Source organism: Pseudomonas sp. I2 (assembly GCF_040984075.1).
Taxonomy (GTDB): domain Bacteria; phylum Pseudomonadota; class Gammaproteobacteria; order Pseudomonadales; family Pseudomonadaceae; genus Aquipseudomonas; species Aquipseudomonas guariconensis_B.
This window is the reverse complement of sequence record NZ_JBCGFQ010000086.1, coordinates 1-11,140: the sequence shown is the minus strand read 5'-3', so window position 1 is coordinate 11,140 and position 11,140 is coordinate 1. Positions and strand designations below refer to the sequence as shown.

Annotated in this window: 12 protein-coding genes; 8 read left to right on the top strand and 4 right to left on the bottom strand. The window is 66.6% G+C overall.

Annotation, left to right across the window (positions count from 1 at the left end):
• The first annotated feature begins 121 nt into the window (after nucleotides 1-121).
• From WCE05_RS25155 to WCE05_RS25120, 8 genes are all read left to right on the top strand, one after another.
• On the top strand, nucleotides 122-886 hold the full coding sequence (locus WCE05_RS25155) for a FadR/GntR family transcriptional regulator (protein WP_225789529.1): 765 nt from the start codon (nucleotides 122-124) through the stop codon (nucleotides 884-886).
• Between the two features lie 89 nt (nucleotides 887-975).
• Nucleotides 976-2,178 (top strand): ABC transporter substrate-binding protein, encoded by a 1,203-nt coding sequence (locus WCE05_RS25150; RefSeq protein ID WP_368816777.1) that lies wholly within the window; start codon nucleotides 976-978, stop codon nucleotides 2,176-2,178.
• 64 nt (nucleotides 2,179-2,242) lie between these two features.
• Nucleotides 2,243-3,103: a branched-chain amino acid ABC transporter permease gene (locus WCE05_RS25145; protein ID WP_225789527.1), complete on the top strand. Its 861-nt coding sequence runs from the start codon at nucleotides 2,243-2,245 to the stop codon at nucleotides 3,101-3,103.
• A 2-nt stretch (nucleotides 3,104-3,105) separates the two neighbouring features.
• A complete protein-coding gene (locus WCE05_RS25140; RefSeq protein WP_225789526.1) occupies nucleotides 3,106-4,113 on the top strand; it encodes a branched-chain amino acid ABC transporter permease in 1,008 nt (335 codons plus the stop codon).
• Nucleotides 4,113-4,865, top strand: a complete 753-nt coding sequence (locus WCE05_RS25135) for an ABC transporter ATP-binding protein (protein ID WP_225789525.1) — start codon at nucleotides 4,113-4,115, stop codon at nucleotides 4,863-4,865. Before WCE05_RS25140 ends, WCE05_RS25135 begins: the two co-directional genes overlap by 1 nt.
• Nucleotides 4,865-5,560, top strand: a complete 696-nt coding sequence (locus tag WCE05_RS25130) for an ABC transporter ATP-binding protein (RefSeq protein WP_225789524.1) — start codon at nucleotides 4,865-4,867, stop codon at nucleotides 5,558-5,560. The genes WCE05_RS25135 and WCE05_RS25130 overlap by 1 nt, the downstream gene beginning before the upstream one ends.
• Before the next feature lie 25 nt (nucleotides 5,561-5,585).
• Nucleotides 5,586-6,851 (top strand): Zn-dependent hydrolase, encoded by a 1,266-nt coding sequence (locus WCE05_RS25125; RefSeq protein WP_368816778.1) that lies wholly within the window; start codon nucleotides 5,586-5,588, stop codon nucleotides 6,849-6,851.
• Nucleotide 6,852: 1 nt separating this feature from the next.
• Nucleotides 6,853-8,262, top strand: a complete 1,410-nt coding sequence (locus tag WCE05_RS25120) for an amidase (RefSeq protein ID WP_225789523.1) — start codon at nucleotides 6,853-6,855, stop codon at nucleotides 8,260-8,262.
• 128 nt (nucleotides 8,263-8,390) lie between these two features.
• On the opposite strand, the gene thiO is transcribed toward WCE05_RS25120, so the two are convergent.
• The 4 genes from thiO to WCE05_RS25100 are packed head-to-tail and all read right to left on the bottom strand — an operon-like array spanning nucleotide 8,391 to nucleotide 11,069.
• Nucleotides 8,391-9,488 carry a glycine oxidase ThiO gene (gene thiO / locus WCE05_RS25115; RefSeq protein WP_368816776.1) on the bottom strand — a complete coding sequence of 366 codons (1,098 nt, stop codon included), beginning with the start codon at nucleotides 9,486-9,488 and terminating at the stop codon, nucleotides 8,391-8,393.
• 33 nt (nucleotides 9,489-9,521) lie between these two features.
• Entirely contained in the window at nucleotides 9,522-9,920 is a 399-nt protein-coding gene (locus WCE05_RS25110; protein ID WP_225789521.1) for a type IV pilin protein, read from the bottom strand.
• Between the two features lies 1 nt (nucleotide 9,921).
• Nucleotides 9,922-10,407: a hypothetical protein gene (locus tag WCE05_RS25105; protein WP_368816775.1), complete on the bottom strand. Its 486-nt coding sequence runs from the start codon at nucleotides 10,405-10,407 to the stop codon at nucleotides 9,922-9,924.
• Complete coding sequence (locus WCE05_RS25100; RefSeq protein WP_225789519.1) at nucleotides 10,404-11,069, bottom strand: PilW family protein; 666 nt, start codon at nucleotides 11,067-11,069, stop codon at nucleotides 10,404-10,406. The genes WCE05_RS25105 and WCE05_RS25100 overlap by 4 nt, the downstream gene beginning before the upstream one ends.
• Between the last annotated feature and the right edge of the window lie 71 nt (nucleotides 11,070-11,140).

Genomic DNA, 11,140 nt, shown 5'->3' with positions numbered 1-11,140 from the left:
CACTTATCCCTCCCCGACCCTTTCGCACCATTTACGACCCCTTCCCTGACGCCACCATTGACCGAACCCGGCAAAGTTCGCTAAATCCTATTTATCCGCATAAATATGAAAAACAGTACAAATGCTCAAACCCAAGCGTAAGCGCCAGAAGCTCTCCGACGTGATCGTCGAATCGGTCAAGCGCTCGATCGTCACCGAGGCCCTGCACCCCGGCGATCGCCTGCCCACCGAGCGCGAGCTGATGGAGCACTTCGAATGCTCCAAGGGCACCGCCCGCGAGGCACTCAAGGCCCTGGAGGTCGAGGGCCTGGTCAGCACCCGCACCGGCCCGGCCGGCGGCGCCTACCTCAACGAGGTGGGCACCGAGCCGGCCAGCCGCGCCCTGCGCAACTACCTGCACTTCCAGCACCTGGACGGCGAGCAGGTGTACCAACTGCGCAAGGTCATCGAAGTGGAACTGGCGGTGTCGGTGATGGGCCAGTTGAGCGAAGCCGACTACGCCGCGCTACAGGCCAACATCGACTTCTGCAGCGCCCCGGAAGACAGCGAACAGGGCCAGCGCGAGCAGCGCCTGGCGGAGCTGGAGTTCCACACCCTGCTGGCGCACCGCTGCCCCAACCCGCTGCTGCGCTTCATGGCGGTGTTCCTCAACGACCTGCTACGCGACCTGGTGGTGCTGAAGAAGGCCTACCTGCCCAAGCGCCAGCAGTTCGCCGCCGCCAACATCGACTACCACAAGCAGCTCCTGCTGGCCCTGCGCGCCAGCGACGAACAGGCCGTGCGCCGGCTGATGCATGCACACATGTGCGACGCCGAGCACCACATGACCGCGCTGGAGGGCGAGGTCGCACGCAACTTCCTGCTGGAGTTCGAACACCACCACTGATCAGCCTGGAAAGAGGCCTGCGCACAGGCCCGCCGTACCCGCTTTGCCATTGCCACTCCTGCCTAATAACCACAACCAAGGAGTTACCCATGCAAAGACGTACCCTGCTCAAGGCAGGCCTTGCCCTGGGTGCCCTCGGTAGCCTCCCCCTCGGGGCGCACCGGGCATTCGCCGACGAACCGCTGACCTTCTACGGGCTCAAGTCCATGTCCGGTGCCTTCGCCAGCTATGGCAAGTACGCCGACATGGGCTCGCGCCTGGCCATCGCCGAGCATCCCCAACTGCTCGGGCGGCCCCTGAAGTACAAGGTTATCGACACCGAGGGCAACGCCGGCAAGGCAGTGCGCAAGGTACAGGAAGCCATCGGCCAGGATGGCGCCCGCTTCTTCCAGGGCTGCACCCTGTCGTCCTCGGCCCTGGCGGTGTCGAAGGAGATCCATAAGGCCGGTGGCGTATTCATGACCCCAGTCGGCGCCGACGAGATCACCGGCAAGGACTGCAACGCCTCGACCTTCCGCTGGTCGGTGCCGACCTACGGGGCCATCCGCGAGACCCTGGTGCCGATGATCCGCCAACTGCCGCAGGCCAGGCGCTGGTACACCATCACCCCGCAGTACGTGTTCGGCGATGCCCTGCTGGACAACGCACGCAAGGTGTTCGCCGAGTTCGGCGTCGAGCACATCGGCAACAGTTACCACTCCCTGCAGGAACAGGAATTCTCCGGCTACCTGACCAACGCCATCGCTGCCAAGCCCGATGTGTTGGTACTGCTCAACTTCGGCAGCCAGTCGTCCAACGCCCTGCGCCAGGCGGTCAACTTCGGCATCAAGGAGCGCATGAAAGTACTGCTGGTGTGGTCGGCCGGCCTCGACCAGTTCCAGGAACTGGGCAGCGACGTACTGGAGGGCGTGTACCTGGGCGCACAGTACTGGCACCAGGTCGACACGCCGCTGAACAGGCACCTGGTCGAAGCCACGCGCAAGGCCTATGGCGTCAACCCCAACTACCCGCTGGCGGCCGACTACATCGGCACCAAGGTCATGCTCGAGGCCATCGCCAAGGCCGGCACCTTCGATGGCCCGAGCGTGGCCCGCACCCTCCAGGGCATGCGTTTCCAGGGTCCGACCGGCGACGAGTTGATCCGCCCGGACGACCACCAGGTGCTCAAGGACTATTACCTGCTACGCGGCAAACCCCAGGGCCAGATGCGCGACGAGGACGACCTGGCCGAGGTACTCAGTGCCGGTCGCTCGTTCATCGAGGTCGACCACACCGGTTGCGCCCTGGCCTGAGCCGCGGCGTTCGTCCCAACCATCCAGACATGCAGCCGCCCGGCGCGCTGCAGAGGGCACGTCCATGCTCGACTTGTACCTGTTCCAGCTGCTCAACGGCCTGGGCCTGGGGATGATCTACTTCCTCATCGCCGTGGGCCTGACGATCATTTTCGGCCTGCTCAACTTCGTCAATTTCGCCCATGGTGCGTTCTTCCTGCTCGGCGCCTACCTGTGCTACACCGCCGTGGCCCTGACCGGCAATTTCTGGCTGGCCCTGCTGCTGGCGCCACTGGCCGTCGCTGCGCTGGCGTGGGCCGTGGAGCGCATGCTGATCAAGCGCATCTACCACCTGCCGCATACCTTCCAGATCCTCGTCACCCTGGGGATAGCCCTGATCATCCAGGAAGCCTCGGTGCTGATCTGGGGCCCGGTCGGCAAACACATCGCGGTGCCGCCGGAGCTGCGCGGGGTGCTGATCGTCGGCGATTTCATCTACCCCTACTACCGCCTGTTCCTCATCGGCTTCGCCGCGCTGATCGGCCTGGGCCTGTGGCTGCTGTTGGAGCGCACGCGCTTCGGGGCGCTGGTGCGCGCCGGCAGTGAAAGCACCGAAACGGTCTCGCTGCTGGGCACCAACATCTTCCGCCTGTTCTCCCTGACCTTCGCTCTCGGCGTGGGCCTGGCCGGGGTCGCCGGGGTGCTGTTCGCCCCCTTGCGCGGCGCCCAGCCGTTCGTCGGCCCGGAGATCCTCGGCATCGCCTTCGTGGTGGTGGTGATCGGCGGCATGGGCTCGTTCGGCGGCGCCCTGGTAGGAGGCCTGCTGGTGGGCGTGGTGCAGAGCATGATGACCAGCCTCTGGCCGCAAGGCGCCAGCCTGATGATCTATGGCGCCATGGCGGCGGTGATCCTGGTACGTCCCTACGGCCTGTTCGGGAGAGCATGAAGATGAGCGAGAAAAATCCTTTGCCCGTGGCCAAGGGCCGCGCGCCGGCCCTGCTGGGCCTGGTGATCGTCACCCTGGTCGGCCTGCCACTGCTGCTGCCGTCGGCGACCCTGGCCACCGAGATCCTGATCTTTGCCCTGGCGGCGCTGGCCTGCAACCTGTTGCTGGGCTACACGGGCCTGCTGTCGTTCGGCCAGGGCATCTTCTTCGGCGTCGGGGCCTATGGTGCGTCGCTGCTGATGATCCACCTCAAGTGGGGGCTGTTCAGCGCCCTGCTCGGCGCGGCGGTGTTCGGCGCCTTCCTGGCGCTGCTGGTAGGCGCCCTGGCGATCCGCCGCAAGGGCATCTACTTCGTCATGCTGACCCTGGCCTTCAGCCAGATGGCCTACTTCCTGGCCTATACCCTGAGTGACTGGACCGGTGGCGACAACGGCCTGCTCGACGTACCACGGCCGAACATCCAGGTCGCCGGCCAGGTGCTGGTGGACCTGGCCGACCCACGGCACTTCTATGCCTTCGTCGCGGTGCTGTTCCTGCTGATCTTCGCCGGCGCCCTACGGGTGATCCGCTCGCCGTTCGGCAGCACCCTGCTGGCGATCCGCGAGAACGAGACCCGCGCCGCGGCCATCGGCTACGACACCCGCCATTTCAAGATCCTGGTGTTCATGCTGTCCGGCGCCATCACCGGTATCGCCGGGGCGTTGTACGCGATGCTGCTGCACTTCGCGCCGCTGTCGAACATCGACCTGATGATGAGCGAGAACATCCTGATCATGACCATCGTCGGCGGCACCGGCTCGCTGTTCGGCTCCTTGCTGGGCGCCGGCGCCATCGTCGTGCTGGGCGACGTGTTGTCGGAACTGTGGCCGCGCTGGCTGATGCTGCTGGGGGCGATCCTGATCCTGGTGGTGGTGTTCATGCGCGGCGGGTTGTGGGGCGGCCTCGCCGAACTGGGCAAGCGCCTGTGCCCGAGCCGCCCGTTCAGCGCCAAGACCAAGGAGACCCTGTGATGAGCGACTACCTCCTGGAAACCCGTGGCCTGGAACTGGCCTACGGGCCGTTTCGCGCGGTCGACGGCGTCGACCTGAACGTGCGTGCCGGCACCATCCATACCGTCATCGGCCCCAATGGCGCCGGCAAGACCAGCCTGTTCCATTGCCTGACCGGCGAGCGCCAGGCCACTGGTGGCAAGATCCTGTTCAATGGCCAGGACATCCTGCGCAAGCCGTCCCATGGCCGGGTAGCGCTGGGCATGGCGCGCTCTTTCCAGCTCACCAGCCTGTTCCAGAACCTGTCGGTGCGCGAGAACCTGCGCCTGGCGGCCCAGGGCCGCGATGGCCTCGGTGCGCTGAACTTCTGGCGCAGCGTCGAGCACAAGCGCAGCCACTGGGACACCGCCGACCAGGTGCTCGAACGCCTCAAGCTCACCGCCCGCGCCGACACCCTGGCCGGCGAGTTGTCCCACGGCCAGCAGCGGGTGCTGGAGGTGGGCATGTCGATCTGCGCCCGCCCAACCCTGCTGATGCTCGATGAGCCCACCTCCGGGATGGGCATCGACGACATCCCGGTGATGACCGAGTTGATCAGCGACCTGGGCCGCGACCACACCGTGCTGCTGATCGAGCACAACATGAGCATCGTCATGTCGATCAGCCAGCGCATCACTGTCATGAGCCATGGCCAGATCCTGGTCGAAGGCACCCCGGACTTGGTGCGCAACGACGAGCGCGTGCGCACCGCCTACCTAGGAGAGGCCGCCTGATGCTCAACGTCGATTCGATCCATTCCTACTACGACAAGAGCCATGTGCTCGAAGGGGTCTCGCTGAAGGTCGAGGCCGGCGAACTGGTGACCCTGCTCGGGCGCAACGGCGCCGGCAAGACCACCACCCTGCGCAGCATCCTCGGCATCGTGCGGCCGCGCCAGGGGCAGATCACCTTCAATGGCCAGCCCCTGGTCGGCCGCGAGATCTTCGACATCGCCCGGCAAGGTATCGCGCTGGTGCCGGAGCATCGCGGGATCTTCCGCCAGCTCAGTGTCGAGGAAAACCTGAAGATCGCCGTGCGCAAGGACAGTCGCTGGCAATTGCAGGACGTATACGCCATGTTCCCGCGGCTAAAGGAACGGCGGCGCAATGGCGGTTTTGCCCTGTCGGGCGGCGAACAGCAGATGCTCGCCATCGCCCGCGCCCTGCTCAACGACCCCAGGCTGCTGGTCCTCGACGAACCCACCGAAGGCCTGGCACCGGTGATCGTCGACGAACTGGTGAGGATCCTGCGGCGGATCAAGGACGAAGGGCTGTCGATCCTGCTGGTGGAACAGAACCTGATGGTCTGCGACGCCCTCGCCGACCGTCACTACGTGCTCGAACAAGGCCGGGTGGCCTACCAGGGCAGCGCTGCACAGTTTCGCGCCGACCCGAGCATCAAGAATCGCTATCTGGCCCTGAGTGCCTGAAAGGAGACGGCCCATGAATACCCGTATCGATCCCTCGCGGCACCTGCTCGGCCAGGGCACGCTGGTCAACCGTGAACGCCTGTGGCAATCGCTGATGGACCTGGCCCGGCTCGGCGCCACGCCCAAGGGAGGCGTCTGCCGCCTGGCCCTGACCGACCTCGACCGCCAGGCCCGCGACCTGTTCGTGCACTGGTGCACCGAGGCGGGCTGCACTGTCAGCATCGATGCCATCGGCAATATCTTCGCCCGCCGCCCCGGACGCAATCCCGACCTGGCGCCAGTGATGACCGGCAGCCACATCGACACCCAGCCCACCGGCGGCAAGTTCGACGGTTGCTATGGGGTCATGGCCGGGTTGGAAGTGGTGCGTACCCTCAACGACCTGGGCCTTGCCACCGAGGCGCCGCTGGAGGTGGTGGTATGGACCAACGAGGAAGGCTCGCGCTTTCCGCCGTGCATGATGGGCTCGGGGGTGTTCGCCGGGAAGTTCGACCTGCAGGAGACCCTGGAGAAGGTCGACGACCAGGGCCTGTCGGTGGGCGCGGAGCTTACCCGCATCGGCTATGCCGGCCCCCGTGTGCCCACCGGCCATGCGGTCGGCGCCTACTTCGAGGCGCACATAGAGCAGGGCCCGGTGCTGGAAGACCTGCGCACCACCATCGGCGTGGTCCAGGGCTGCCTGGGACAGAAGTGGTTCGACCTGGTACTGACCGGCGTCGAGGCCCATGCCGGCCCTACCCCGATGCGCCTGCGCAAGGATGCCCTGGTCGGTGCCGCCGAGGTGGTCACCGCGGTCAACCGCATCGCCCACGCTCATCAGCCCCATGCCTGCGGTACCGTCGGCTGCCTGAACGTGCACCCGGCCTCGCGCAACGTGATCCCGGGCCAGGTGCAGATGACGATCGACCTGCGCCATCTCGACCCCGGCCACCTGGATGCCATGGTCGGCGAGGTACGCCAAACGATCGAGGCCTGCTCGGCCAAGCACGGCCTGCGCTTCGAGCTCACGCCCACCGCGGACTTCCCACCGTTGTACTTCGCCCAAGCGTGCGTCGATGCCGTGCGCCAGGGTGCCCGCGAGCTGGGCCTGAGCCACATGGACATCGTCAGTGGCGCCGGCCACGACGCGATCTTCCTCGCCGAGTTGGGCCCTGCGGGGATGATCTTCGTGCCCTGCGAAGGTGGCATCAGCCACAACGAGATCGAGAACGCTGCGCCGCAGGACCTGGCCGACGGCTGCGACGTGCTGCTGCGCGCCATGTTCCAGGCCGCCAACAAGGGAGCCCAATGAGATGACCGGCAAGACCTGCATCGGCGAACTGACCGCCCTCGAGTTGCTCGACCTGTACCAGCGCCGCCAGCTGTCTCCCGTGGAAGTGATCGACGATGTACTGGCGCGCATCGACCGCTACAACCCGGTGGTGAATGCCTACTGCCATGTGGATGGCGAAGGCGCCCGCGCCTCTGCCCGCGCCAGCGAGCAGCGCTGGCGGCGTGGCGAGCCCTGTGGCAGGCTGGATGGCCTGCCGACCTCGATCAAGGACCTTACCCTGACCCGCGGCATGCCGACCCGCAAGGGCTCAAGGACTACGTCTGCGGCCGGGCCGTGGGAGGTGGATGCGCCATTCAGCGCGTTCATGCGCGAGGCCGGCGCAGTGCTGGTGGGCAAGACCACCACCCCGGAGTTCGGCTGGAAGGGCGTCACCGACAACCCGTTGTACGGCATCACCCGCAACCCCTGGGACACTCGCCTGACCGCCGGCGGCTCCTCGGGTGGCGCGGCCGCCGCGGCGGCGCTCAACCTCGGCGTGCTGCACCAGGGCAGCGACGCAGGCGGCTCGATCCGCATTCCCTGTGCCTTCACCGGCACCTTCGGCATCAAACCGACCTTTGGCTATGTGCCGCAGTGGCCGGCCAGTGCCATGACCCTGCTGTCGCACTTGGGGCCAATGACCCGCACGGTCGACGATGCCGTGCTGATGCTCGATTGCGTAGCCCAGCCGGATCCACGCGACGGCTTGGCCGGCGCGCCAAGGCGAACGCCCTGGCTGGGCGACGAACAAAACCTGAGCGGTCTGCGCATCGCCTACAGTGCCGATTTCGGCTACGTGCAGGTCGATCCACAGATCCAGGCGCTGGTGGCCCAGGCGGTGCAACGCCTGGCGCGGCTGGGCGCGCAGGTGGAGGAAGTTGACCCAGGGTTCGCCGACCCGCTGCAGGCGTTCAATACCTTGTGGTTCGCCGGTGCTGCCCGGCTGGCTGGCCAGCTCTCGGATGAACAGCGGGCGCTGCTCGACCCAGGGTTGCGGTGGATCGCCGAACAAGGGGCGCGGATCGGCCTGGACGAGTACACCCTGGCCCTTGAGGCACGGGCGGAACTGGTGGCGCGGATGAACGCCTTCCACCAGCGTTACGACGTGCTGGTGTCACCGATGCTGCCACTGGTGGCTTTCGAAGCGGGGCACAACGTACCGCCTGGGTCGGCGATGGCGCAGTGGATGGAATGGACGCCGTTCAGCTACCCCTTCAACCTGACCCAGCAGCCAGCGGCCTCGGTGCCTTGCGGTTTTACCCGGGAAGGGCTGCCGGTGGGGTTGCAGGTGGTGGCCGGGCGGTTTGCCGATGAGCAGGTGCTGAGGGTGTGCAAGGTCTATGAACAGCACTATCCGAGCCGGCATTTGCAGGAACCGGTCGTTGGTTGAGGGGCTGTGCGTTGAACCCTGTTCGCGGCGGTTCGGCGCCCCGGGATCGAGTCAGCCACAGAGTGTGTGATTTGCGGGAGGGCTTGATCTCTCGAGTGGCGTTGGGGGCTGCTTTGCAGCCCCAGTCTTCAGCCCAGGCGCCCTGCCGGGGCATAGGGCACCGGATCGATGATCGGCTGGCTGCCGGTCAACAGGTCGGTGAACAACTGGCACGACGCCGGCGCCAGCACCAGCCCGTTGCGGTAATGCCCGCAGTTCAGCCATAACCCCTCATGCCCTGGCACCGGGCCGATGTAGGGAATACCTTCGGGCGACCCCGGACGCAGCCCGGCCCAGTGCGCCACCGGGGTGGCATCGGCCAACGCCGGCAGGAGTTCGACCGCCGAGGCCTTGAGGCTTTCCAGCGCGTCCACGGTCGGGGTCTTGTCGTAGCCAGCATGTTCCAAGGTACTGCCGATCAGGATGTGCCCGTCGCGCCGTGGGATGGCATAGCGTCCCTTGGCCAGGACCATGCTCGGCAGGAAGTCCTCGGCACACTTGAACAGGATCATCTGGCCCTTCACCGGCTCCACCGGCAGCGCCAGGCCGAGGGTGCGCAACAACTCGCCGCTCCAGGCACCCGCGCAGAGCACCACGTCATCGGCCGCCAGCACGCCTTCGGCGGTGTGCACACCGGTGACCCGCCCGCCTTCCTGGCGGAACCCGGTGACCTGGCAGTGCTCGCGCAAGGTCACGTTAGGCAGGGCCTGCAGGGCTGCCTTCAACGATTTCACCAGGCGTGGGTTACGCACGTTGGCTACACCCGCCATGTAGATGGCGCGCGTGAAGCCTGGGCCGAGCACCGGCACCGCATCGTAGGCCGCCGAGATATCCACGGCGCTCAGTGGCCGCTGCTCGCGCCTGGCCCAGGCCAGGGCCTCGGCCTCGTCGTCCAGGTCCAACCAGTACAGGCCGGTGGTGTGCACCTCGGGGTCGATCCCCGTACTCGCGCACAGGCGCTCGCCCAGCTGTGGATAGAAATCCTGCGACCAGTGCGCCAGTGCCGTCACCGCCGGGCTGTAGCGCCAGGGGTACAGGGGCGAGACGATACCGCCACCGGCCCAGGACGACTCGCGCCCCACTTCACCCTGGTCGCACACCACCACCTGGCCGACCTTGGGCGCCAGGTTGAACGCTGTCAGCAGGCCAATGACCCCGCCACCGACAATCACTACTTGCTTGCTCATCCGTCGATCCACTACCTGAAATAAACGCGACCTTCAGCTACCCCAACAGCCCTCGGCGGGCTCGACAGCCCCCGGATTGCTCCGCACGCCGGCCTGGTCGAGCTGGTAGTCACCACAACCATCGTCCGCCATCAGAGCGCCGGGCAGGCGCCTGGCGAGCAGGCGGAAACTGTCGTCGCCACGCTCTGCCTGCAGGCTGTAGTAGCGGCTGCCGGCGGGCAATGGCGTCTGCTGCTGGTCACTGTCGGCATACTGGCCGGTACGTGCATGGTGGCGCTCCAGGCGCAGGGCGGCATCGTGCAGCAGGCCGACCACTTCGCTTCGCGCGGCACGTCTCAACGGGTCGTGGTAACTGGGGTAGGCAATGGCTGCCAGAATGCCGGTCACGGCCACGACAATCAACAATTCGATCAGGCTCAGGCCTTGCTGCATGTCATTGTCTTCTCAATCGCTGGCGCCACAGAAGCCGCCGTGGCGCTACAGCCTGGTCGGCCTGCAGGGCGTACACAGCCTCCAGCACATGCCGCGCCTGGCGCTCGCGGCTGACGGCGGTGACCCTGTAGAGGGTCACCTGCACACCTTCGGGGACCTGTGCCGCCAGGGCGCTTTCGCCCAGGTTCTGTAACAGGAAGAATCCGTTTTCCGTACGCTGCCATGACAGGTCCCCGCCCTGCACATCATGGGCGTCAGGAGGCGGCAGGCAGGCCGCCTGGCAAGGTGCCGGAGGCGCCAGCAGCAACCGGGCCGCCCCCTCGAGCAAGGCTGCTTCGGCCTGCTCCAGGGCTCGTGCGTTCGCCAGCAGCAGGCCGCCCAGGCGCGCCTGGATCAGGGCATCGTGCAGGGCCGAAGCACTGAGCAGCCCCAGCAACAGGCTGAGCAGAAGCCCCACCAGCAGGACCATGCCGCGCTGGCGCCTCATGGTTCGGGCAACCGGTTGCGCAGGGCCACGCTCAGCTCGTGCTGCAACTCGATCCGCTGTTGCGGCTCGAACAGCGTCAGTTGCAGGTCCACGCGCCCGCCCTCCGCCGTCGGCACCAAGGTCGCACGCAGGTCGCGAACGTGGTCGATCAACGCCTCGGCCTGACTGCCGCTCATCCGTCTCAAGTTGCCCGCACGCAGTTGATAGCTGATCCGGGCGATGGGGAATGCCAATGTCCGCTCGTTGCCGGGGTGGCGCCCTTCCTTGACCTGCGCCCAACTGCGGCAATCGGTCAGCAAGGTCCAGGCTGGTTGCCTGGCGCTGCCCGGCAGTTGCTCCAGCACCAGGCTCAGGCTGTCCAGGCGCCCATCGCCGGCCAGGGTGATCCGTAGCGGTTGGGCAAACGCCTGGGCGGCAGCGGCCGTATCGAACGTGATCGCCTGTTGGCGCAGGCACCCGGACATGCCTGTCATGCGGATGTCCTGGGCCATTCTGTGCAGCGCCAGCCGGGCATCGTCCTGCAGGCGTGCCGCCGCGCCTTGCAGGCGCCAGGCCTGGTAGGCGGCGACGAACACCTGGCTCGCTGCCGCCAGCAGCATCAGGCCCAGCGCCAACGCCAACAATGCTTCCAGCAGGCCAAAACCGGCCTGGGCCCTGCTCATGGCAGTACCCTGCCCTGCAGGCTGACGGACTGTTGCGTCCCCTCCCGGGCCTCCAGCCAATGGATTTCCAG

Bases quoted from the DNA above. Each gene is read 5' to 3' on its own strand.
- WCE05_RS25155 (WP_225789529.1), top strand. From the start codon at position 122: ATGCTCAAACCCAAGCGTAAGCGCCAGAAGCTCTCCGACGTGATCGTC.
- WCE05_RS25150 (WP_368816777.1), top strand. From the start codon at position 976: ATGCAAAGACGTACCCTGCTCAAGGCAGGCCTTGCCCTGGGTGCCCTC.
- WCE05_RS25145 (WP_225789527.1), top strand. From the start codon at position 2,243: ATGCTCGACTTGTACCTGTTCCAGCTGCTCAACGGCCTGGGCCTGGGG.
- WCE05_RS25140 (WP_225789526.1), top strand. From the start codon at position 3,106: ATGAGCGAGAAAAATCCTTTGCCCGTGGCCAAGGGCCGCGCGCCGGCC.
- WCE05_RS25135 (WP_225789525.1), top strand. From the start codon at position 4,113: ATGAGCGACTACCTCCTGGAAACCCGTGGCCTGGAACTGGCCTACGGG.
- WCE05_RS25130 (WP_225789524.1), top strand. From the start codon at position 4,865: ATGCTCAACGTCGATTCGATCCATTCCTACTACGACAAGAGCCATGTG.
- WCE05_RS25120 (WP_225789523.1), top strand. From the start codon at position 6,853: ATGACCGGCAAGACCTGCATCGGCGAACTGACCGCCCTCGAGTTGCTC.
- thiO (WP_368816776.1), bottom strand. From the start codon at position 9,488: ATGAGCAAGCAAGTAGTGATTGTCGGTGGCGGGGTCATTGGCCTGCTG.
- WCE05_RS25110 (WP_225789521.1), bottom strand. From the start codon at position 9,920: ATGCAGCAAGGCCTGAGCCTGATCGAATTGTTGATTGTCGTGGCCGTG.
- WCE05_RS25105 (WP_368816775.1), bottom strand. From the start codon at position 10,407: ATGAGGCGCCAGCGCGGCATGGTCCTGCTGGTGGGGCTTCTGCTCAGC.
- WCE05_RS25100 (WP_225789519.1), bottom strand. From the start codon at position 11,069: ATGAGCAGGGCCCAGGCCGGTTTTGGCCTGCTGGAAGCATTGTTGGCG.